This window comes from Burkholderia sp. SIMBA_062, from assembly GCF_046534765.1.
In the GTDB taxonomy this organism is placed as follows: Bacteria; Pseudomonadota; Gammaproteobacteria; order Burkholderiales; family Burkholderiaceae; genus Burkholderia; species Burkholderia ambifaria.
Genome location: NZ_JAWRYD010000004.1, coordinates 62,024 through 84,397 on the forward strand (window position 1 = coordinate 62,024; position 22,374 = coordinate 84,397).

Here is a 22,374-nt window from a genome sequence, read left to right on the forward strand (position 1 = left end):
AGGCGCCGCCTTCACGAATCTCCCACCCTATTCTTGTCGAGGTAAATGATGAAAACCCAACTGATCGCTGCCCTGCTCGTTGCCGTGTCCGCCGCCGTTGCAGCCCCGGCCTTTGCCAGTGAAACCGTCGTGACGCGTGCACAAGTGCGTGCCGAGCTCGTCCAACTGCAGCAGGCCGGCTATGTGCCGGGCCGCGCGAACGATCCGCACTATCCGGACGACCTGCAGGCCGCGCTGACGCGTATCCACGCCAACGGCACCGTCGCGGCCGATACGGCGACGTCCGGTTATGGCAGCGACGCCGCAGCCGTCACGCAGTCGGGCAGCCGTGCCTTCACGCATGTCGCCGAGCGTTCGATCTATTTCGGCCATTGAACGAAACCGCGACCGACCTTGATTGCCGGCGTGCCCGGACAACCCTGAATACGCTCCTTTCTACCGAGGTGAATGATGAAGACTCAACTGATTGCAGCCCTGCTCGTCGCCGTGTCGGCTTCCGTTGCCGCACCGGTTTTCGCTGCCGAAAGCACCGTGACGCGCGCGCAGGTGCGGGCGGAGCTGGCCGCGCTCCAGCAGGCCGGCTATCTGCCGAATCGCCCGAACGATCCGAACTACCCGGACAACCTGCAGTCCGCGCTGAAGCGGGTTCGTGACAACGGCGCGACAGCGGCCGACACGCAGGCAGCCGGTTATGGCAAGAACGCCGACGGCGCGACGCAATCCGGCGGCCGCGGCACGATTCGCATGGCCGAGCGCTCGATCTATTTCGGTCATTGAAGGTCACGACGAAATTTGCGATACCGTCCGTCAAGTAAAGCGCACGCGATGTAATCGCATGCGCTTTTGTTCGTCTGCAACCTGTGTGACCGATCGCGTCTATGCTGTGCGGCGGACGGCGTTCAATCAAGGAGCACGCGATGCGGGAAGCAAGGACGGGACACGAAGAAGGCGGATCGCATCCGCTCGACAACGCCGTGTGGCACGCGCTCGCCGGCGAGCAACACCGTTTCGCGCTCGGCGACGCGCGTGCGCGGCGGTTTCCGCCGGCGCTCGCGCCATTTGCCGGCATGGCCGACCGCAGCCCGGCCGCTTTCGACGCGCTGCGCGGACTGATCGACGCATACGGGCCGGCAGCACTGTTCTCGCCGGACGAGATCCCGACGCCGGCCGGTCTTTCGGTGGTCCGGCGCGCGACGCTGCATCAGATGATCTGGCAGGGAACGCTCAGCGCCGCCGATCCTTCGGACCATGTGCCGCTGACCGAAGCCGACGTGCCGGAGATGCTCGCGCTGATCGCGGCGACGGAACCCGGCCCGTTCGGTCCGCGCACCGTCGAATTCGGCGGCTATATCGGTGTGCGCCGGCACGGCCGGCTCGTCGCGATGACCGGCCAGCGGCTGAGGGCCGGCGGCCATGCGGAGATCAGCGCCGTGTGCGTGGATGCCGCGTTTCGGGGCCAGGGCATCGCGGCTGGACTGATCCGGTCATTGATCGCGACCATCCGCGCGCGGGCGGAAACGCCGTTCCTGCACGTACTCACGTCGAATCACGTCGCGATCGAGCGCTATCGGGCACTCGGCTTCGTGACGCGCCGCGACATGCATTTGCTGGTGCTGGAGCGTGAGGAGACCCGGACGGGCCAGCGGGAGAGCCGGCCGTAACAGCTTGGTCGCGGCGGTGCGTCGGCCCCGATCGCCGGAAATGTGTGGAAATTGCGGAAATTGCGGCAATGGCCGGCGGCAGGTGCGCCGCCGGCTCGTGTCTATTCGTCGATCGAATCGATCAGGTTGCCGCGCAGCGTGACGATCGCCTTCTGCATCTTCGCGAATTCGTCGGGCTTCAACCCGGTGGCTTCGACGAGGTCCATGTCGAGCCCCTTCTCGCGCACGCGGCGGCCGCTTTTCGTCAGGCTCACGAGCACCTGGCGCTCGTCCGACGGATCGCGGTGCCGCTCCAGATAGCCCATCGCCTCGAGTTTCTTCAGGATCGGCGTCAGCGTGTTCGATTCGAGGAACAGCTTTTCTCCGAGTTGCCCGACCGTCTGGTTGCCCTCCTCCCACAGCGCAATGATCGTGATGTATTGCGTGTACGTGAGGCCGAGCTCCTGGAGGATCGGCTTGTATGCCTTGCCGAACGCGAGGTTCGTCGAATAGATCGCAAAACACAGGAACTCGGACAGTTTCGGCGTGGCGGGCGATGGTGCTTCAGTCGGTTTCATGAGCGTCCTCCCTCGACACGGGATCGTGTCGCAGATGAACCGATTATATATCGCATGCGATCTTATCGGCAGCATGATTATCGTTTCTGATCAACAGCATGTGGTCCGCGTGGCGCCCGCCGGCGCCTGCATGTTCAGTACTGGCCGTCGTTCCGACCGCGGCGCGTGCCGGCTCGCTGGCGGCTGATCGACAGCAGCGAACACTGCACGGGATGGGCGATTTCGGTCGCGAGGCCGCCCGCGGCGAACAGCAGGATCATCAGCCAGCGTTTCATGCGTCCTCCACGACGGAAAGACTCGCGCCGTCGGCGACTGTCGCGTCGAGCGCGTACGGATCGACACCTTCGAGACAGCCGAGATTGACGCGCCAGCACGCGGGATCCTTGCGAGTCTGGTGGAACGGATAGATCCCGCACCGGCTGCAGAAAAAGTGGTGGGCCGTGCGCGTGTTGAACCGGTAGCTGGTCAGCGCGCCCTCGCCTGCGACGATCTTCAGCTCGCTTGCATCGAACATCGGGCTCATCAGCGCGCCGCGGCGGCGGCAGAGGCTGCAGTCGCAGCGAACCGCCGGCGCAAGCGCGGTCCGGACTTCGAATTTCACGGCGCCGCAATGGCAGGATCCGTTGAACCATGTGGCAGACATGTCGTGCTCCTCAGGAGGTCATGTCCGCTTTATAGCGGGCCCGGGCCAATGCGTTGTATCGCGCTGTATCCGTGCGGCGCGCGGATACAGAACATTGCAATCTTGTGCCCGGCGCCGCGCGTTGCGGTGGCATTGCGGCGCATTCGCCCAGCCCCGGTGCGCGCGGTGCGGGCCCGGGAATCAGTCCAGCACGTGCTGCAACCGCGCGATGGCCGCTCGCGTCTCGCGCTCGAGCGTCGCGAACAGCTCGGCCGCCGGCAGCGACCGGACGAGCGGCGCCGCCTGCCCGGCCCACTGCGCACCGTAGCCGAACTCGCCTTTTGCCTTCGCGGCCGCATGCAGTGCCTTGCCGGCGTCGTACGCGATCGGATAGGCCGGCGTGGCCGGTGCGTGCGGATCGTCGCCGAGCGCGGTCAGCCGGTTCGCGATGCCGCGCGCGATTCGGCCGGAGATCGCGCTCGTGAACGTCGTGCGACGCGCCGCGTCGCCGAGGATCGCGCGGCGATAGCCGTCGTCGATCGATGTTTCCGGGCACGCAACGAAGGCGGTGCCGAGCTGCGCGGCCTGTGCGCCCAGCGCGAGCGCCGCGGCGATGCCGTCGCCGTCCATGATGCCGCCCGCGGCGATCACCGGCAGCGCGCATTCGCGCACGATCAGGCGCGTGAGCGCGAACGTGCCGAGCCGATCGTCGTGCACCGTCGAGTCGAACACGCCACGGTGCCCGCCGGCCTCGATGCCCTGCGCGACGATCGCATCGATGCCGGCCGCGGCGATTTGCCGGGCTTCGTCGGGATTCGTCGCGGCCGCGAACAGCGTGACGCCCGCACGCTTCAACATCGCGATTGCCTCGTCGGACGGCAACCCGAAATGAAAGCTCACGACGGCCGGTTTTTCTTCGACCAGCATCGCGAGCATCGCATCGTCGGCGACGAAGCTCGTATAGATCTCCGACAGCGACGCCGGCGGCGTCGCACCGTGCTCGCGGAATACGGGCGCGAGCCAGTCGAGCCATGCGCGCTCGACGGCTGCGTCGGCACGGGCCGGCTGGTGGCAGAACAGGTTGATGTTGAACGGCCGGTCGGTGAGCGCGCGCGTGTCGCGAATCATCTTGCGCGCGCCGTCGGCGTTCGTCGCACCGACGCCAAGCGAGCCGAGCCCGCCCGCGTTCGACACGGCTGCCGCCAGCGCGGGCGTGCTGACGCCGGCCATCGGCGCCTGGATGATCGGGGTGCGGATGCCGAGCGTGCGCAACAGCGTCCGGTTGTCGGTCGAGGGAATCATGTGGTGCGTCTCCTGTGGGCGGCGCGAACGCAAACGGGAAGCGTGCCGCGGGTGGCACGCGAGGCGGCCGGCGGGCCGGCGTTTCAGGAATCCAGCGCTCAGGATAGCGGACCGGGAAACCGCCTCCAAGTCTGCCGAACGGCAGATGCCCCGCGCCGCCGCTTCGTGAAATACTGCGGCCACGTGTCCTTCCGGAACCCGAGATGACCGACATGCCCGCCGTACCCTCGTTCCTTTGCCTGGTCACGCGTTGCGCAGCCGCGTGCATTGCCGCGTTGCTGGTCGTCGGGCCGGTGGCGGCCGCGTTTGCCGCGGACGTGCCAGCGGCCGGCGCCCCGCAGCGCATCCTGTTCGTCGGCGACAGCCTCACACACGGCCGTTACGCGCCCGTCCGTTCGTACGGCGCAATGCGCGCCGGCAGCCACGGCGTCGCCGGCACCGCGCAGGTCATCGACGAAAACTTCAGGCGGACCGATGCCCGTGCGGAACGCGAGCCGGGCCCGTGGGGCGGAATTCCGGGTATCTTCGCGCGCCTGGCCGTCGAAGCCGGGCTCGACTACGACGTGCATCTCGAGGCGATGTCAGCGACGAGTCTCGCGAAACATGACCGCGTTGCATCGGACGTGATCGCTCGGCCCACGTGGGATGCGGTCGTCCTGCAGGAACTGAGCGCCAAGCCACTGCCGTTCGCGCTCACGCACAGCCGCGCGAGCGATCCGGCCGGTTTCTGTGCGAGCGTCGCGAAGCTGGCGCGCGGCATTCGTGCGGCGGCGCCGCAAGCGCGTGTCTATCTGTATGAAACCTGGCCGCGCGCCGATCTCGCGAAAGCGCTCGCGGGCGAGCCGGGCAGCAATGGTTTTCACGCACGCTACGTCGAGCGTCTCGCCGCGATCGTCTCCGCGTATCGCGATGCATTTGATCGCGCGCGCCGCACCGATCCGTCGATCGCCGCAGTCGCGCCGGTCGGCCGCGCGTGGCAGCGTGCATGGGCGACCGGCGTTGCCGATCCCGATCCGTATGAGCCGTCCGGCGGGCCGCTGCTGTGGTACGGCATGCGTGCGCGGAACGACCCGCCGATCTCGCGGCCCGATTATCTGCATCCGGGCGCGCCGGGCGCTTACCTGAGCGCGCTCGTACTGTTCCAGCAGATCGCCGGCGTCGACGTCCGCACCTTCGGCCCGCGCGAGCAAGCAGCCGCGCAACTCGGCATCGCGCCCGACTTGGCGGCAAGGTTGCAGGCTGTTGCGTCCGATACGGTCCGGGATGAACGGGGCGGCGCCGAGGTCGATGCCGGGGCCGGTACGACCGCGACGGCCGGACGGTCCGATCCGTGCGCGTCGCCATGAGCGCAACGTCGTGCGACCGGGCCCGCAACGTCGGCCGCGAACGGCCGGGCCTCGCGCCACGGCAAATCGACAATCGGAGAGACGATGCTCAGAGGACGCGCGGCCCGAACCGGTGCGCGCAGATGCGCGATGCGCGACGCCGACGCGAATCGGCCATCGGCCGCGCGTCGGCGGGAATCAGTGTGGCGCTGTCAGCGGACGGCCGGCTTCAGGGAATCAGTGTGGCGCTGTCAGCGGACTGCCAGGCTTCAGGGAATCAGTGTGGAGTTCTCAGCGGACGGCCGGATTCAGTAAGCGGACATCTCGACGCAAGGATCGACCTTGGACGGCGAGCAGATGACCGAATACTTGGCGCTTTCGCGCATCAGCGCTTCGCCTTCGTGCAGCGCGATCTTGATCTCGGGGTGACGCTCGTACGCCAGGAAGGCGGAGCAGACGACCGCGGACATCACGACCAGGGAAAACATAAATTTTTCAAGGGGTTGGAAACGTTCTGGCATGGTTCGACCTTTCTTCTAGGCCGATATTATAAGCCAGAGATAAGGGTTTTCCCTATATCCATGTCGGCATACCAGATATCGCTCAAGTCGTACCCCGTTTTATCCGTCGCTTGCGGCCGCCCTTCAGGTCCGGCCGGGCGATTGCGCCACGTCGACGGCCCGCAGCGGAGACGGATGAATGCCGAGATGGCCCGCGCCGAGGCCCGCCCGGCCGTGCAGCGAGCTGTGCTCGAACCGCTGGAACGACTCGGCAATATGCTTGCGCAGCAGCGCGACATCCCACGGCTTGATCAGCAATTTCTGGATGGAGCCATTGCCGGCCGCGTCGGCGATCGACGCCCCTTCGCCGTAGCCCGACAGCAGGATGCGCACGATATCCGGGTACAGCGCCTTCACACGCTGCAGCAGGTCGATGCCGGACAGGCTCGGCATGCGGAAATCCGACACGATCACGCCGACGCGATGCTGCGCGAGCAGGACGAGCGCTTCGTCGGGATCCGTGGTGTCGAGAATCTCGTAGCCGTCGCGGCCGAGCGCCCGCCTGAGCATGTGCAGGACCTCGCGGTCGTCGTCCACCAGCAGCAGCGTCCGGTGCAGCAATTCGCGCTGCCGGCAGTGCTCGGGAAGCTGCGAGCCGGCGGACAGCATGTCGGAGATTTCGTCGCCGGTGACCGGATGGCTGAAGTAGTAACCCTGCATCGCATGGCAGTGATGCCGGTTCAGGAACGACAGCTGCGCTTCGGTCTCCACGCCCTCGGCCACCGTCTCCATGTGCAGCGACTCGGCCATCGCGATGATCGAGCGCGTCAGCGAAGCACCTTCGGCGCTGGTGGTGACGTCGTCGAGGAACGACCGGTCGATCTTGACGACGTCGATCGGCAGGTCCTTCAGGTAGGACAGGCTCGAATAGCCGGTGCCGAAGTCGTCGAGCGACAGCACGACGCCGAGCGCCTTCAGTTCGCGCAGCGTGTGCGCGATCGCGTCGCAGTCCTGCATCAGCACGCTTTCGGTGAGTTCGAGTTCGAGCGAGTCCGGCGCCAGACCGGTCTCCTCGAGCGTCGCGCGCACCATGGCGGCCACGTCCTGCTGCCGGAACTGGCGCGCCGACAGATTGACGGCGATCCGGATCGGCGGATGCCCGTCCCGGCGCCAAGCGACGGCCTGCATGCACGCGGTGCGCAACACCCACTCGCCGATCGGCAAAATCAGCCCGCAATCTTCGGCGATCGGGATGAAACGGTCGGGCGGAATCACGCCGATACCCGGGCGCCGCCAGCGAATCAGCGCCTCGACGCCGCTGATCTGGCCGGTCTTGAGATCGACCTTCGGCTGGTAGTACAGCTCGAGCTCGTGGTTCGCGACGGCCTGATGCAGCGCGTTCTCGAGGATGGTCTGCTCCTCGACGCGCGCACCCAGCTCGCGCGTATAGAAGCGGTAGCAGTTGCGTCCGTGTTCCTTCGCCGCATACAGCGCGGCGTCGGCCGTTTTCAGCAGCGTTTCGGCGTCGGCGCCGTCGGTTGGACAGAGGCTCACGCCGACGCTGGTCGTCACGTGCAGGTCGTGTCCGTCGAGCGTGAACGGCTCGACGAACGTGTCGAGGATCTTGCGGGCGATCGCGTCCGCGTCCGATTGCGTCGCCAGGTTGACCAGCATCACGACGAACTCGTCGCCGCCGAGCCGCGCGACCGTGTCGCCGTCGCGCACGGAGCGCTTCAGCCGCGCGGCGACGACGCGCAGCAGCCCGTCGCCGACCGAGTGGCCGAAACTGTCGTTGATGTGCTTGAAGCGGTCCAGGTCGAGCACCATCACCGCGACCAGCTGCCCGGTGCGGCGCGCCTGCGACATCGCCTGCTCCATCCGGTCGCCCAGCAGGTTGCGATTGGGCAGGCCGGTGAGCGCATCGTGGTTGGCAAGATATTCGATGCGGCCCTGCTGCATCTTGCGCTCGGTGATGTCCTGCACGATGCCGCGCAGGATGATCGCGTGGTTCGGATCGCGCCCCGACTCGGCCTGATGCAGCACGCAGTGCTCGGTGCCGTCCGCGTGAACGAGCCGATGCTCGAGCGAGAACGGCACGCCTTCGGTACGCAGGCTCGTGAACGACTGCACGAGCAACGGCTGTTCGTCGGCCGGCACGGCCTGCAGCAGCCGCTCGAACGTCGGCGGCGCATGCGCTGCGTCGAGCCCGAGGATGCGGTACAGCTCCGGCGACCAGTAGCCGTCCGTGCGGCCCGCCTGGAATTCCCAATTGCCCAGATGCGCGAGCGCTTGCGCATGCGTCAGGCTGACCTCGGTGGTCGCCAGCTTTTCGACCGCCGCGGCGGCGCGCAGCAGATACCGGATCCGGTAGCCGAGCAGCTTCCATCGCATCGGCTTCGATACGAAATCGGTCGCGCCGGCGTCGAACGCGCTGGCGATCGATGCGTCGTCGTCGTTGCCCGTGAGCATCACGATCGGCACGCGGCGGCCTTCCGGCAATGCGCGCAGCGCGCGGCAACAGTCGAAGCCGTCGCCGCCGGGCATCTCGACATCGAGCAGCACGACGGCGGGACGATGACGCAGGAACGCGTCGATGCCTTCCTGCGGCCCCGTCGCTTCCTCGACGCGGAAACCGTCGGGCTCCAGCGTTTCCACGACCAGCAGCCGCGTCATCGCGTCGTCATCGATGATCAGAATCGCCGGCAAATCGGCATGTTCGTGGTTCACGACCGTCCTCCTGTTCCTGTATCTGTCGCTTCGCGATCGCAGTGGCGATCGGCGGGCGGCCAGTCAACTTTCGACGCGCTCCGCGATCAGCGCGGCGTGCGCGTGCTCGAATTCCGCATCCGTGCCGGCGACGAGCTCGACGGCCGAACTCACGTCGGCGGCGCGCGCCAGCCGCTCGATCTCGCGGCAGCGGGCCGACAGCAAATGCGCGCCGACGTTCGCGCTGCTCGATTTCAACGTATGGGCGGCAAGCTTCAGCGCGTCGGCATCGCCCGCTTCGACCGCCGCGTGCATGTCGCGGATCAGCCGCGGCGCGTCCATCGTGAATTGATCGATGATCCGGGTCAGCACGTCCGGGCGGCCGGGCCGCTGGAGCGCGCGCAATGCATCGAGCGCCTTGCGGTCGATCACGTTCGCGTCTTCGTCCGGGTCCGGGTCCGCGGCCGCTGCCGCGCTCGTTGCGGGACTCGCGTCGATGCTCGCTTCGATGTCCGTTTCGATGCCGGTCCGGGCCACCGTTTCCGCGTTCTCGTTCGCCGCGGCCGGCACGTGCGCGCCTCCACGAACATGGCGCGCGAGCATTTGCAGCAGCGCATCGCGGCGGAACGGCTTGCCGAGATAATCGTCCATGCCCGCGGCCAGGCAGCGCTCGCGGTCGCCGCTGAGCGCATTGGCCGTCAATGCGATGACCGGCAGGGGCGGCGCGCCGGCTTCGGCTTCGCGCCGCCGCAGCCGCCGCGTCGCCTCGAAGCCGTCCAGCAGCGGCATCTGACAGTCCATCAGCACCACGTCGAACGCGTCTTGCTCCAGCATCTTCAATGCTTGCTCGCCGTCGTCGGCCACGGCTACCCGATAGTCGGTGTCTTCGAGCATCGCGAGCGCGATCTGCTGATTCACCGCGTTGTCCTCCACCAGCAGCACGCGCGCGGCGATCTCGTCGAGTGGCATGCCCGGGCCTGGCCCGGCTTCATCCGACACCGGCGCTGCCGACGCCAGCCGGGGTGGCATCACGTGCACCGCCGCCGCGATCGCCGTATAGAGATCGTTGCCATGGAGCGGCTTCGTCAGGCGGGCGGCGATGTCGAGTTCGTGCGCGACCTGGATGCTGTCCATCATCTCGAACGCGGTCAGCGTGATGATCCTGAGCGCACGCAGCGACGGATCGCGGCGGATGTGCTGCACGAGCGAGATGCCGTCCATGCCCGGCATCCGCACGTCGATGATCGCGAGGTCGAACGGCGCACCGTCGGCGACGGCGGCCCGCAACTGCGATAGCGCATCGTCACCGCCGATCGCCGTGGCGACGCACAGGTGCCATTCGATCGCATGTTCGAGCAGCACGCTGCGATCGGTCTCGCTGTCGTCCACGATCAGCACCCTCAGGCCGGCGAGCGACGGCCTGGCGTGCGCCGCGACGCCGACCTCGCCGGACGCCGGCTCGAACGGCGTCGTCACGGTGAATACCGAGCCCTTTCCGGGCGTCGAGTCGAGCGTGAGCGTGCCGCCCATCATCTCGGCCAGCTGGCGGGAAATCACGAGCCCGAGGCCGGTTCCGCCGTATTTGCGCGCGGTCGAACTGTCGGCCTGCTGGAACGGCCGGAACAACTGCGCGGAGACATCGGGCGGGATGCCGATGCCGCTGTCGGCGATCGTGAACACGATGCGGCCGTCGTCGGAATACGACGCGCTCAGCCCGACGTGCCCGTGCTCGGTGAACTTGATCGCATTGCCGAGCAGGTTCGTCAGGATCTGGCGCAGGCGGACCGGGTCGCCGCGCATCCGCTGCGGAACGGAATCGGCGCGCTGGTACATGAGCTCGAGCGCCTTGCGCCGTGCATTGGGCTCCAGCAGCGCGACGACGTCGTCGAGCAACTGATGCAGGTTGAAATCGATGCGCTCCAGCGTCAGCTTGCCCGCCTCGATCTTCGAAAAATCGAGAATGTCGTCGATGATGACGAGCAGCGTCTGGCCGGATCGATACACGGTGTCGACAAACTTGCGTTGCTTCGACGTCAGCCGTGTGCGCTGCAACAGCTCGGTCATGCCGAGCACGCCATTCATCGGCGTGCGGATCTCGTGGCTCATCCTCGCGAGAAACTCCGATTTCGCCGAATTCGCGGCTTCGGCCGTCGCGATCGCGGCCTGCAGATCGACGTCGCGCCGCTCGATTTCGTCGAGCATCACGTTGAAGCCGGCGATCAGCGCCGCGATTTCGTCGTTGCCTTTGTGGGACATGCGCAGCGACAGGTCGCTGCCGCTGCGGATGCGCGCCATCGTGCGCGTCAGGCTCGACAGCGGGCGCGCGATCGACGTGCCGAGCCGATGACTGATCACGAACCCGCCGATCGCGAGCAGGAACGATACCGCCACGATCATCAGGAACGCGCTCGTCACGGCGCGGTACACGTCCGACACGATGCCGCGCTGTTGCAGATCGACGCGCACGGCCTCCTGTTCCGTATAGGCCGCGAGGCGATTGGCGGTGGTGTCGACGTCCGCGACGATGCGCTGCATCGCCACGTCGTTGGACAGCATGTCCGACTTCACCGCGAGGATGCGGCGCGCGGCGCCCGCGAGTTCCGTGGTGAGCGCAACCACGGCCTGCGCGCGGTTCGCGTTGCCCTGCCCGTCCGTGACGAGGGCGTCGCGCAGTGCGCTCGCGGACCCGGCGAGCGCGCCGGCAAGCTTGTGCAGTTCGGCGTCGGCGTGCTTCAGACGCTCGGCCGTCTCGCTTTGCGCGATCATGTGCAGGTCGAACGCCAGTGCGTTGATGCCGCCGTTCACGGCGGCCGACAGGGATGCAATCCGCGCGGCTCGCCCCCGGAACGCGATCGCTTCGTCGAGGCGCTGGCGCGCATCGACGATCCGCAACGCGAACGGATCGGCGATCTCCGCGAGCTTCACATCCAGCGCGTCGAGCGATCGCAGGACCTCGTCCTCTTTCGCGCGGTAGTGCGTCGTGACGGATGGTTGCGCGAACAGGCGGGCGCGCAGCGCGACGAGCCCGTCGTTGCCGTCGAGGATGTCGGCCGCCACGCGCCCGAGCGCGCTCGTGACGCCCTGCGCGGTCGCGGCATCGAGGTTCGGCGCCGCGATCGCGAGCGCGTTGCGCGCGCCGTCGATGGACGCCTGCATGCGCTCGCGCAGCGGCGCGAGCCGATATCGGTTCGGCGCGACGTCGACGCGGCCGGCCACGGTGATGACGTCCTTGACGTTCGTACGGGCCTGGTCGAGCGAGTGAATCGTGCGGTTGTACGCGGTATTGGCCGCGAGCGCGTCGTTCACCCGCGCATCGGCGTCGGCGCCCAGCCGTTCGGTTTCCTTGCCGATCTCGCTCAGCAGCGTGGTGCCCCGTGCCTGCACGCGTTCGATCAGCTGGCGTTCGGCGACGAGTTGCGCGTCGCCCCGCAGGCGCTTGTCGACGCCTTCGTTCATCGATCCGAGCATGGTGCGCAGATCGGCGGACGGCTCGTCGATGCCGCCGTGCCCGTCGATCGCGCGCACGGCCGCCGTGATGCGCGCGATGCGCTGCAATTGCGTGTCGATCTCGGACGACGACTGCTCGCGCTCCGACGCGTCCTGCGCCCGCTCGAGCCGGCCGAAATCCACCGCGAGTTCCGCGTACGCGCGTTGCAGCTCGTTGCTGTGCATCTGCAGCGGCAGCGATTCCGTCGTCAGCGTGCGCACGCCGGATGCGATACCGTGCACGGCGATCAGGCTGGTCGTGGCAATCGCCACCGCGCCGAGCAGCATCAGGCTGGTGCTGGTGACGAGCTTCGCCTTGATGTCCATGCAGCCCTCCAGGATCGGGATGGCCCATCGGGGCGGCCAGCGCGCGGCCGTCCGGCCGGTTATCTGGCCGGTGCGTCGAGCGGCGTGACGCGGCCGTGTGCGATTTCGGTGAGGAACACGTCGTTGAGCGCCTGATGATCGTCGGGATTCAGGTTGGCCACCAGGCCGCCCAGGTCGACATGCCGGATCGATTCGAGCGCCTGTTTCAGCGTTGCGCGGGTTGGCGTCGGGCCCGCGCGTTCCAGCCCGATCAGCGCGACCTTCGCGTCGAGGCAGCCTTCGATGTGCACCACACCGACCGGTTCGCCCGGAAAGCGCTGCTCGATCAGCCGGACGCAGTCGCGGATGACGGGGCGTTCATTGCGCGGAAGCGGCACGACCTGCGAGATCAGCGTGCCGTTTCCTTCTTCGCCGAGCAGGCGCAGCAAGTCGTCGGTGCCGACGAACGACACCGACGCGAGCCGCGCGTTCAGCCCTTCGCGGTGCGCCGCGCGAATGAACGCGGCCACCGGCGTATACGGGCCGACCATGATCACGACGTCCGGGCGCCCTTCGAGCACGGCCGCAAGGCCGGTGTCGACGGCCGTGGTGCCGCGACGGAACGTTCCCGTCGCGACGACGTCGAGGCCATGGCGCTGCAGCGCGAGCCGCGTGCCCGCCAGCACCGCGAGCCCGAAGCCGTCGTCCTGGTAGAACACCGCGAAACGCTTTGCGTGGTCGTGCGCGAGCAGATGCTCGACCAGGGCGCGCGTTTCGTCTTCGTAGCTCGCGCGGATGTTGAATACCTCCGGCGTGACCGGCCTGCGCAGCGCCATCGCGCCGCTGAACGTGCCGACCAGCGGAATGCCGGCGTCCCTGACGATCGGCAGCACCGCGGTGGTCGTCGGCGTGCCCACATAGCCGAACAGCGCGAGGACGTTGCGCCGCTCGATCATCTCCAGCGTGTCGTCAACCGTCCGCTCGGGCTCGTAGCGATCGTCGGCGACCACGAGCTCGATCTTCCTGCCGTGCACGCCGCCGCGCGCGTTCGCATCGTCGAATACGGCCTGCGCACCCATCAGCAGCCCGCGGCCGAGCCCGGCGGAATTGCCCGACTGCGCGTTGACCATGCCCAGGCGGATCGTGTCGTTGCTCACGCCGGGCTCCGCCCCGACGCACGCGCCGGACCAGGCCATCGCGGCGCAGCACGCGACGAGCGCAAGCGTGCGCCGGCAGCCGCGACCGGCGAGCCCGTGCAACACGTTCGAACACCGGGTACCCCAACACATCGGTGCGACAGACACGCTCTCGTCCATGCTGGGTTCCCCTTCCGGCATCGGTTTTGTCGATTCGATGGTGCGCCGCGCCGCTGCCGTGGTACGCGTCAATTAGTCATATATATAGGTTGCATCCCTTAGGACTGCAAGGCACAGGCGCGAACGACGCCGTTCGTGGCGGACGGTGCACCGCAGCAACCCGGCGCGAGCTGGCCGCGGCGGCGCCGCATTGTGCTTTGCGGAATTTCGATACAGTGGTCAATGCGCCGCGTCGTTTCCGGAAACGGTTCGCGCGGGCCGGCGGCCGTCGTGTTGCGGAATCGGAAAATTCGGGAGAAGGCGCGTGAAGGCGCGAAGCAGCGCGACGGACGACTTACCGCGGCGCCGATGCGCCGCTGGCCGCATTGCCGGGCCATGCGTTGCCGATCTTGTCGATCAGCGATTTGGCGGCGCCGGTCGCGATGGCCGCGTCGACGCCCGACGTCTGCCACGACCCATCGGCGGCCTGCACGAAGGTCAGGTTCGCTTGCGACGGCGCGTAATCGGTGTTGCGCCACGTGAGCACGACATCGCACGTGTAGGTGCGTTCGCCAGCCTTCCTGCAGTCGCCTTCCGGCTTCGCGGAAATCACGTCGGCCGACACGGGCAGCGGCCGGCCGAACAGCGCGTTCAGGCCGCCGTGGTTTTCCGCTTCGAGCGCGCGGCGCACGGCGGCGTCGACGTCGCTCGATCCGGGACCATCGTGGATCAGGTTGCAGGCGGCAAGCAGCGTGGCCGCACAGCCGAGCGTCAGCAGCGTGGGAAACTTCATGGAACTCCGTGAATCGGGTGAGCGTCGGGCGGCATGCGGCGATGCCGTTGAATGCATCGCCGGGCCGGTACGCTGCGTAGTCTGCAACGTCGGGGCGTCGTTCGCGGTATCCATTTGTAACGAATTGCGCGCCGGCAGGCGCAAGCACGGACGGCCGCACGTCACTCCCCCGCCGCTTTCCTCCGCGCTTACTGCCGCTCCTGCTTCACGCGGCTGACGAGCTGCGTCGGGCTCACGAACTGCAGCGCGATCACGACCCATATCAACGTGATGGCCATGTAGATCATCGCCATCGCGTCGATCGACTGCGGCGCGCGCACGCCGGTCGAGAACACCGCGTAATACAGCGCGACGACGAGCGTCTGCGTGCTCGGGCCGGCGGTGAAGAAGGTCAGCTCGAACATCCCGATCGTGCGCACCAGCACGAGCAGCGCGGCCGCGAGCATGCCGGGCACCAGCAGCGGCAGCAGCACGTAGCGGAAATAGCGCCACGTGTTCGCGCCGAAGATGCGCGCGGCGGCCTCGAGATTCGGGTCGATCTGCTCGATGAACGGCGTCATCACGAGGATCACGAACGGCAGTGCCGGCACGAGGTTCGCGAGGATCACACCCGACAGCGTGCCGGCGAGCCCGACCTTGTACATGACGGTCGCCATCGGGATCCCGTAGGTCACGGGCGGCACCATCAGCGGCAGCAGGAACACCAGCAGCGCGAAGCGCTTGCCGCGGAACCGCACGCGCGCGAGCGCATAGGCGGCCGGCACGCCGAGCGCGACCGACAGCAGCACGACCGCGCCGACCACTTCGACCGTCACCCACAGCACGCTCGCGAGCTGGAAGTCTTCCCACGCCTTCGCGTACCAGTGCAGCGTGAAGCCCTGCGGTAGCGGCGTGCCGAACCAGCGCGTCGCGACCGAGTTCACCGCGACGGTCGCGATCAGCAGCATCACGTTCAGCAGGAAGAACGCCATCAGCCCCCACACGAGGGCTTTCCATGCCCGGCCGGCGAGGTTGCTTCTCATCTTTTGCGGTGTCCTCGCGTTGACGGGGCGGGCATCGGGCGCGTCCTGCTTCGGCGGCCAGGCCGGTGCGGCATGATTGTCGGTCGCCATCAGCCCTTGCCCCCTGTCACCGGCCCCGTATAGAAGAAGCGGCGCGCGCCGAGCATCGATGCGACCACCAGCAACTGCACGAAGCCCATCACGATCGCGATCGCCGACGCGAGCGAATAGTCATAGCTCTCGAACGCGGCTTCGGCCGCCGCGATCGAGATCACGCGCGTCGGCCCGGCCGGCGCACCGAGCAGCACGGCCGACGGGAACACGGAAAACGCCTGCACGAACGACAGGCACGCGGCCATCGTGAGCCCCGGCACGAGCAGCGGCAGGTAGATCCGCCGAAACTGCTGCCACGGGTTCGCGCCGAGCGTGGCCGCGGCGCGCGCGAGCGTCGGGTCGATGCCGCTGATGTACGACAGCATCAGCAGGAACGCGAACGGAAAGCCCGACACGATCAGCGACAGCAGCACGCCCCAGTAGTTGTGCGTGAGGCGCACTTCGTCCGTGTACAGATGCAGCCCTTGCAGCGCCTGCGGGAACCAGCCGTTCGGGCCGAAGTACGTGAGCATCCCGTCGGCCACGAGCACCGTGCCGAGCGTGACCGGAATCACGAGCAGCGTCGTGACGAACTTCTGGTACGGCGAGTTGCGGCGCAGCGCGAACGCGACCGGCACCGAGATGCCGACGTTGAGCAGCGTCGCCGGCACCGCGAGCTTCAGCGTGACGAGCACGGTCGGCCACATCGCGGTGTCGGTGAAGAACTGCACGTAGTTCGCGAGCGCGCCGCCGCCGTTCATCGGCTGGAACGACAACACGAGGCCGTAGGCGAACGGATAGATGAACAGCGCGACGATGAATGCGAGCGCGGGCGTGACGAGCCACGCCTTCGCGTCGCGCGGTGTGGCGCCGGTCGCGAGCGTGCTCATGCGGCCGCCCGCCGGCGCGCTGCCGCGCATGGGGCGCGCGGGCCATTCATTGTGCGTCTCCCGCATAGACGAGCGTGCGCGCCGGCGCCACGCGCAGCCGCAGCCGCTCGCCTTCCTCGAATTCGCCGGCGACCCGTGCCCAGATCGGGCCGAACGGCGTGATCGCACGGATCAGCGAATCGCGGCCGCCGTACTCGACCGTTTCGACGGTCGCGTCGAACGCGTTGTCGGCGCCGGCTTGCGCGCGCTCGATGTCGTCGGGACGCAGCGCGACCACGACGTCCTTGCCGTCGAAGCCGGCCATCGGCACGCCGGTGATGCGCACGCCGGCGGCGGCGACGTTCACGTAGTCGCCGGCCATCCCTTCGAGCGTGAATGGCAGCACGTTGCGATAGCCCATGAAGCGCGCGACGTGCAGGTTGTGCGGGCGCGTGTACACGTCCTTCGGCGACGCGACCTGCTGCACGACGCCCTCCTTCATCACGACGATCCGGTCGGCCATCGACAGCGCCTCGTCCTGGTCGTGCGTCACGTAGATCGTCGCGCGTTCGAGCTGCGTGTGGATGCGGCGGATCTCGGCGCGCATCTCGATGCGCAGCTTCGTGTCGAGGTTCGACAGCGGCTCGTCCATCAGCACCAGCGGCGGCTCGATGACGATCGCGCGCGCGATCGCGACGCGCTGCTGCTGGCCGCCCGACAGCTGCCCGGGCAGCTTGCCCTCGTGGCCGACGAGCTGCACGAGCTCGAGCGCCTGCTGCGCGCGCCGCCGCGTTTCCTGCTTCGGCACGCCGCGCATCTTCAGCCCGAAGCCGACGTTGTCGAGCACCGACATATGCGGAAACAGCGCGTAGTTCTGGAACACCATCCCGAAGCCGCGGCGCTCGGGCGGCAGCACGTCGATGCGCGTGTCGTCGAGCCAGATGCCGCCGCGCGTGAGCGGCTGCAGGCCGGCGATGCAGTTCAGCGCGGTCGACTTGCCGCAGCCCGACGGGCCGAGCAGCGCGACGAACTCGCCGCGCCGGATGTCGAGATCGAGCCCGTCCAGTGCGGCGACCTGAGCCCCTTCCGCATTGGTGAAGCTGCGGCACACGCCGTCGAGCCGCAACCGTTCGAAACTGTGCTTCATTACGCGAACTCCGTCGGCGCGGGCGCGGCAGCGCCCGCGGGTTCATGCGTCATTTCGACTTCTGCGAACCGATCTCGCGGTCCCACTTCTGGAACGCGGCGACCATCGCCTGCGCACTGAGCGGCTGCACATGCGGACGTTCCGCGAGCAGCTTCGCGTACTCGGGACGGCCGAACTTCCTGATCACCTCCTGGCTGTGCGCGGGCGCCATCTCGAGCGTCACGCCCTTCACCGCCGGGCCCGGATAGAAGTAGCCGTCGTCGTAGGTCATCGCCTGCTGGGCCGGTTCGAGCAGGAAGTTCATCAGCTTGAACAGCACGTCGAGCTTCTCCTTCGGCACGCCCTTCGGGATCACCATGTAGTGCGCGTCGTTGACCCACGTCATGTCGTCGAATGCCTGGATCCGGAAGTCGGCCGGCACGATGCCGAGCGCGCGCGGGTTGAGGTCCCAGCCGGTGACGGTCACGGTCATGTCGCGCGTGCCCTCGCCGAGCTCCTTCATCACGGCCGACGTGCCGCCCGGGTAATACGGGACGCAGTCGTTGAGCTGCTTCAGGAACGCCCAGGTCTTGTCCCAGCCGTTGATTGGATCCTGCGGATTCTTGTCGCCCAGCACGTACGGCAGCCCCATCAGGAACGTGCGGCCGGGGCCCGAGTTCGCCGGGCGCGCGTAGATCAGCTTGTTCGGATGCGCCTTGCACCATGCGAGCAGTTGGGCGGGCGTCTTCGGCGGATCGCTGACCTTCGCCGGGTTGTATTCGAGCAGCGGGCCGGCCGGCATGTACGTGACTTCGAGGCCGAAGCCCTGCGCGACATCCTGCATCTTGCGCGGGCCGGGCGCGTACTTGTCGAGCACGCCGGGGAAGGCGCCCGCGTTGTCGGGCAGCAGCTTCATCCACAGGTTCTGCTCGATGCCGGCGGCGAGCGCGTCGGTGCCCGTCAGCACGAGGTCGATGTCGGAGCGCCCCGCCGCCTGCATCGCCTTGATCTTGCCCGGCAGCTGCGGCGCGGGCGCGTTCGTGAACGTGACGTTCGATACGAGATTCGGGTTCTTCTCCCTGAACGCCTCGATGGCAGCGCGCGTGAGCTGCAGGTTGCCCGCGACGTCGACGACGTTCAGCGATACGGGGGCCGCGACGGCGGCCGCGGCCGACAGCGTCAAGCCCAGCGCCAGGGTGATCCGGCGGACACGGCGCGCGATCGTGGTGGTGTTCATGTCTCCTCGCTTCGGTCGGTGGATGGGACCTTTCTTTCGGGGAATCATGACGGCGTTATACGATGTCGGTCAACAAAAAACCGAGCGGCGCGGGGCGGGATTTTCCCTGACAGAAAGCTTCCGTTCGCCAATGATTGGCTGATTGAGCGATTTCGCGGCGCGACGGTGCAACGGCCAAGCGGCGTGTTAGGACGTCGTATATCGATAGACGGTGAAATGGAATCGGTTCACGCGGACGCTCAGGAATGAAAATCCTGCGCGCCGTGTTTCGACGCGTTGTAGGCGCTCAGGCCACACGGAGCGCGATCACCTCCCCGATCAGCCGCTCCGCATCATGCCACTCGCCATACCCCGACGCCGGGTTCAGGTGCCCGACCTCGCCGAGATCGACGAGCTTGCTGCCCCACTCCGCCGCGAGCGCCTCGGCGCGTTCGAAGCGCGCAAGCGGATCGTTGCGGCTCGCGGCCACGATGCTTGAAAACGGCAGCGGCCGGGTCGGCACAGGGGTCCAGCCGTGCGCGTCGAGCGCGTCGGGTGTCGGATAGCCTGCGGGCATCGGCGTATCGAGATCGGCCGGCGCGGCGAGCAGCGCGCCGTCGATCGCACGCGTGGCCTGCAGCGCCCAATGCGCGACGATCATCACGCCCGCGCTGTGCGCGACGAGAATCACGGGGCCGTCGATCGCGGCCAGCGCCGCCTCGAGCGCCGCGACGCGCGCGGCGCGGCTCAGCTTGTCGGCTTCGAGCGGCGCGACGGCGCGCGCGTTCGGCAGGCGTCGTTGCAGATGCGTCTGCCAGTGGTCTTCGACGTGATCGCGCAAGCCGGGCACGATCAGGATGGTGGGCGCGGTCGCCAGGGTCATGCAGCCTCCAGGAGGGTTCGGTTCAGGAAGGTTCAGGAAAGACGCGATGCGCGCCGTTCGCGTTCGACGCGCGCGATATCGGCCGAGTAGCTCGCGCGTCCGATCGTGAACAGCACGGCGGCCGCGAACGGCACGGCGGGAATCCATTGCAGTGCGCCGACGAGACCGGCGCGATCGGCGACCCACCCCGTCAGCAGCGGGCCCGGCGCCATGCCGAGCAGGTTGTTGGCAAGCGTGAGCGTCGCGAACGCCGACGCATGGATCGCGGACGGCGTCAGGTTCGCGACCATCGCGCCCGACGCGCCGGACGCCCCCGCGCCGACCAGCATGCCCACGCAGATCAGCGCGAGCTGCAGCAGACCGGGCGGCAGCCGGAACGCGATCGCGAGGCACACGCCCGTCAGCACGCAATACGCGATCGCGGTCAGCCATTTGTGCGCGCCGTCGGCACGCCCGACGCGATCGGTGACGATCCCGCAGCCGACCATCCCGACGCCCGACAGCAGCACGAAGCCGGCCGCGAGCACGGCGGCGCGGTCGGGCGCCATCGCGTAATAGCGGTTCAGGTAGCTCGGCAGCCACGCGAACAGCGCGCCGGGCACGAACAGGTGCAGCCCGCTGCCGACATACGCGCAGATCACCGAACGCGACGCGAACAGCCCCGACATCAGCACGCGCACGCTGCCGCGCAGGTCGCGCGGCGCATCGGGATGGGGCCGGCACGGTTCGACGCGGCACGCTGCGAGCCGCCGTTCGGTCACCACGCAGCGATACGCAATGAGCAGCACGATGCCGAGCGCGGCCATCACGCCGAACGACCAGCGCCAGCCGAGATGCGCGCCGACCAGCCCGCCGAGCGCCATCCCGAACACCGAGCCGAATGCGCCGCCGGCCATGAACGCGCCGGTCAGCGTCGCGCGCAGGCGGGCCGGAAAGATGCTGAGGATCAGTGCAACGCCGACGCTGCCGTACGCGGCTTCACCGAGCCCGACGAGGCCGCGCGCGACGAGCATTTCGGCGTAGTTGGTGGACAGCGCGCAGCCGAGCGTCGCGACGCTCCACAGCGCGGCCATCAGCACGATGCTGCGCACGCGTCCGAAGCGGTCGGCGAGCACCGACAACGGAAACGTCAGCAGCCCGACCAGCAGCGCGACGACGCCGGACAGCGAGCCGAGCTGCGTGTCCGACAGCCCCCACGCATGCTTGAGCAGCGGAAACACGGCGTTGAGCACCTGACGCGACATGTAGTCCGACAGCAGCAGGCCGACGGTCAGCCCGAACACGAGCCAGGCATAGGCCGGCGCGCGCCGGCCGGTGGCGGCCGCCTCCTGCAGCGACGGCTCGACGTGATGAATCAGCATGCGTGTCTCCTCCGGCACCGGAGCGGTCGTGCTCCGGCGCGGCTTGCGTGGCCCCGCTCCGTTGACCGGAGTCAGCCCCCGCGCCGTGCGCAGGGGTGGGTGCCACGCCACAACGATCGGCGGGCGGCGGCCACCAAGGCCGCTACCCGGATGCGCGGCGCGTCAGGCCGCGCGCAGCGGCACGCTCGCCTGGCCCGGCCGGCGGTTCGGCGCCATCCCGAGCTGCGCGAGCGTCTCGTCGACGCCGTCGTACTGCACGCCGATCTTGTAGATCGCCTTCGCTTCCTTGCCGGTCGCGATGTCGCGGCCGAGTTCGCGCGCGATCCGCACGCACTGCTCGACCTGCTGCACGGACGTCATCCGGTTGCCCTTCTGGTCGATGATCGTGTCCTCGATCCCGCAGCGCGGATGCAGCCCCAGCGCCATCGCGACCGTGTTGATCGGCAGCACGTTCTTCATCAGCGATTCGAGCGTGATGCACGCGCCGTCCGGGCAGCGCCGCACGAATTCCATGAAGTTGTACGGATTGGGGCCGTCGAAGCCGCCGCCGATGCCGACCCACGTGACGTTCAGCGGGCCGCGATAGACGCCGCGGCGGATGATCCGTTCGAGCGTCTCGAGCGCATGCATGCCGGTGAGCTGGAAATGCGGCTGGATGCCGGCCGCCTGCAGCCGGCGCAGGTGTTCGTCGACCCAGCCGGGGCCGGCCGGCACCGTCATCTCGCGGTACGCGTCCCACAGTGCGGCTTCGTTCAGCGACGTGCCGGCGATGTCCTGGCGGTTCATCAGCTCGGTGATGTTCATCTGCACGGTGTTGATCGCGACCGTCACCTGGTCGGGCTTCGGCGTCAGTTCGGCGAGCATGTGGCGCGTGTCGTCGGACAGCCATTTCGCGTCCGCGCCGTCGCCTTCCGGCGCGAACGAGATCGAGCCGCCGACCTGCAGGATCATGTCGGGCACCACCTCGCGCAGCCGGCCGAGCAGTTCGTTGAACTTCGACAGCCGCTTGCTGCCCTTGCCGTCGAGTTCGCGCACATGCATGTGCAGCACCGTCGCGCCCGCGTTGTAGCAGTCGACGGCCTTCTGCACGTGCTCGTCCATCGTCACCGGAATGTCTTCCGGAAAATCGGCGGGCATCCATTCGGGGCCGTACGGCGCGACCGTGATGACAACCTTGTCCTGGTTTTCCGGGTGCAGCGAATCGTCGAAAAATTGCATGTCGTCCTCCAGTGGAAATCGTTGTGTTCGGGCGTACGGGCGTGCGTATCCCGC

20 protein-coding genes are annotated in these 22,374 nt (G+C 67.9%); 4 read left to right on the forward strand and 16 right to left on the reverse strand.

The genetic code is table 11. The features are described from left to right. The first annotated feature begins 48 nt into the window (after positions 1-48). The 3 genes from SB786_RS05285 (at position 49) to SB786_RS05295 (ending at position 1,661) form a co-directional block, all read left to right on the forward strand. Positions 49-375 carry a DUF4148 domain-containing protein gene (locus tag SB786_RS05285; protein ID WP_410726541.1) on the forward strand — a complete coding sequence of 109 codons (327 nt, stop codon included), beginning with the start codon at positions 49-51 and terminating at the stop codon, positions 373-375. A 72-nt stretch (positions 376-447) separates the two neighbouring features. Further along, on the forward strand, positions 448-777 hold the full coding sequence (locus tag SB786_RS05290) for a DUF4148 domain-containing protein (RefSeq protein WP_410726543.1): 330 nt from the start codon (positions 448-450) through the stop codon (positions 775-777). A 140-nt stretch (positions 778-917) separates the two neighbouring features. Further along, positions 918-1,661: a GNAT family N-acetyltransferase gene (locus SB786_RS05295; RefSeq protein ID WP_410726545.1), complete on the forward strand. Its 744-nt coding sequence runs from the start codon at positions 918-920 to the stop codon at positions 1,659-1,661. A 101-nt stretch (positions 1,662-1,762) separates the two neighbouring features. On the opposite strand, the gene SB786_RS05300 is transcribed toward SB786_RS05295, so the two are convergent. The 4 genes from SB786_RS05300 to SB786_RS05315 all read right to left on the reverse strand — a co-directional run bounded on the left by SB786_RS05300 (position 1,763) and on the right by SB786_RS05315 (position 4,142). Further along, positions 1,763-2,218 carry a MarR family winged helix-turn-helix transcriptional regulator gene (locus SB786_RS05300; protein WP_410726546.1) on the reverse strand — a complete coding sequence of 152 codons (456 nt, stop codon included), beginning with the start codon at positions 2,216-2,218 and terminating at the stop codon, positions 1,763-1,765. Positions 2,219-2,352: 134 nt separating this feature from the next. After that, entirely contained in the window at positions 2,353-2,493 is a 141-nt protein-coding gene (locus SB786_RS05305) for a hypothetical protein (RefSeq protein WP_410726547.1), read from the reverse strand. Then, entirely contained in the window at positions 2,490-2,861 is a 372-nt protein-coding gene (locus SB786_RS05310) for a GFA family protein (protein WP_410726548.1), read from the reverse strand. Before SB786_RS05310 ends, SB786_RS05305 begins: the two co-directional genes overlap by 4 nt. 180 nt (positions 2,862-3,041) lie before the next feature. Beyond that, entirely contained in the window at positions 3,042-4,142 is a 1,101-nt protein-coding gene (locus tag SB786_RS05315) for an NAD(P)H-dependent flavin oxidoreductase (protein WP_410726550.1), read from the reverse strand. 212 nt (positions 4,143-4,354) lie between these two features. Here SB786_RS05315 and SB786_RS05320 point away from each other — a divergent pair, with 212 nt between their 5' ends. Continuing rightward, on the forward strand, positions 4,355-5,488 hold the full coding sequence (locus SB786_RS05320) for a hypothetical protein (RefSeq protein WP_410726552.1): 1,134 nt from the start codon (positions 4,355-4,357) through the stop codon (positions 5,486-5,488). Positions 5,489-5,775: 287 nt separating this feature from the next. Here SB786_RS05320 and SB786_RS05325 read toward each other — a convergent pair whose 3' ends face one another. The 12 genes from SB786_RS05325 to SB786_RS05380 all read right to left on the reverse strand — a co-directional run bounded on the left by SB786_RS05325 (position 5,776) and on the right by SB786_RS05380 (position 22,320). Then, on the reverse strand, positions 5,776-5,988 hold the full coding sequence (locus SB786_RS05325; protein ID WP_006757922.1) for a hypothetical protein: 213 nt from the start codon (positions 5,986-5,988) through the stop codon (positions 5,776-5,778). 123 nt (positions 5,989-6,111) lie between these two features. Next, a complete protein-coding gene (locus SB786_RS05330; RefSeq protein WP_410726554.1) occupies positions 6,112-8,694 on the reverse strand; it encodes an EAL domain-containing protein in 2,583 nt (860 codons plus the stop codon). A 63-nt stretch (positions 8,695-8,757) separates the two neighbouring features. Then, positions 8,758-12,486 (reverse strand): response regulator, encoded by a 3,729-nt coding sequence (locus tag SB786_RS05335; protein ID WP_410726556.1) that lies wholly within the window; start codon positions 12,484-12,486, stop codon positions 8,758-8,760. A gap of 59 nt (positions 12,487-12,545) precedes the next feature. Next, on the reverse strand, positions 12,546-13,781 hold the full coding sequence (locus tag SB786_RS05340) for an ABC transporter substrate-binding protein (RefSeq protein ID WP_410726558.1): 1,236 nt from the start codon (positions 13,779-13,781) through the stop codon (positions 12,546-12,548). 334 nt (positions 13,782-14,115) lie between these two features. Then, on the reverse strand, positions 14,116-14,553 hold the full coding sequence (locus SB786_RS05345) for a hypothetical protein (protein ID WP_410726560.1): 438 nt from the start codon (positions 14,551-14,553) through the stop codon (positions 14,116-14,118). 188 nt (positions 14,554-14,741) lie between these two features. Continuing rightward, positions 14,742-15,665 carry an ABC transporter permease gene (locus SB786_RS05350; protein WP_410726562.1) on the reverse strand — a complete coding sequence of 308 codons (924 nt, stop codon included), beginning with the start codon at positions 15,663-15,665 and terminating at the stop codon, positions 14,742-14,744. Next, entirely contained in the window at positions 15,665-16,537 is an 873-nt protein-coding gene (locus SB786_RS05355; RefSeq protein WP_034176443.1) for an ABC transporter permease, read from the reverse strand. Before SB786_RS05355 ends, SB786_RS05350 begins: the two co-directional genes overlap by 1 nt. 46 nt (positions 16,538-16,583) lie before the next feature. Next, positions 16,584-17,663, reverse strand: a complete 1,080-nt coding sequence (locus tag SB786_RS05360) for an ABC transporter ATP-binding protein (RefSeq protein WP_410726564.1) — start codon at positions 17,661-17,663, stop codon at positions 16,584-16,586. Between the two features lie 49 nt (positions 17,664-17,712). Next, positions 17,713-18,879 carry an ABC transporter substrate-binding protein gene (locus SB786_RS05365; RefSeq protein ID WP_410726565.1) on the reverse strand — a complete coding sequence of 389 codons (1,167 nt, stop codon included), beginning with the start codon at positions 18,877-18,879 and terminating at the stop codon, positions 17,713-17,715. A 286-nt stretch (positions 18,880-19,165) separates the two neighbouring features. After that, positions 19,166-19,741, reverse strand: coding sequence for an RBBP9/YdeN family alpha/beta hydrolase (locus SB786_RS05370; protein ID WP_410726566.1), 576 nt, complete (start codon positions 19,739-19,741; stop codon positions 19,166-19,168). A 32-nt stretch (positions 19,742-19,773) separates the two neighbouring features. Next, positions 19,774-21,102 (reverse strand): MFS transporter, encoded by a 1,329-nt coding sequence (locus SB786_RS05375; protein WP_410726568.1) that lies wholly within the window; start codon positions 21,100-21,102, stop codon positions 19,774-19,776. Between the two features lie 162 nt (positions 21,103-21,264). Further along, positions 21,265-22,320 (reverse strand): 3-keto-5-aminohexanoate cleavage protein, encoded by a 1,056-nt coding sequence (locus SB786_RS05380; protein ID WP_410726570.1) that lies wholly within the window; start codon positions 22,318-22,320, stop codon positions 21,265-21,267. Between the last annotated feature and the right edge of the window lie 54 nt (positions 22,321-22,374).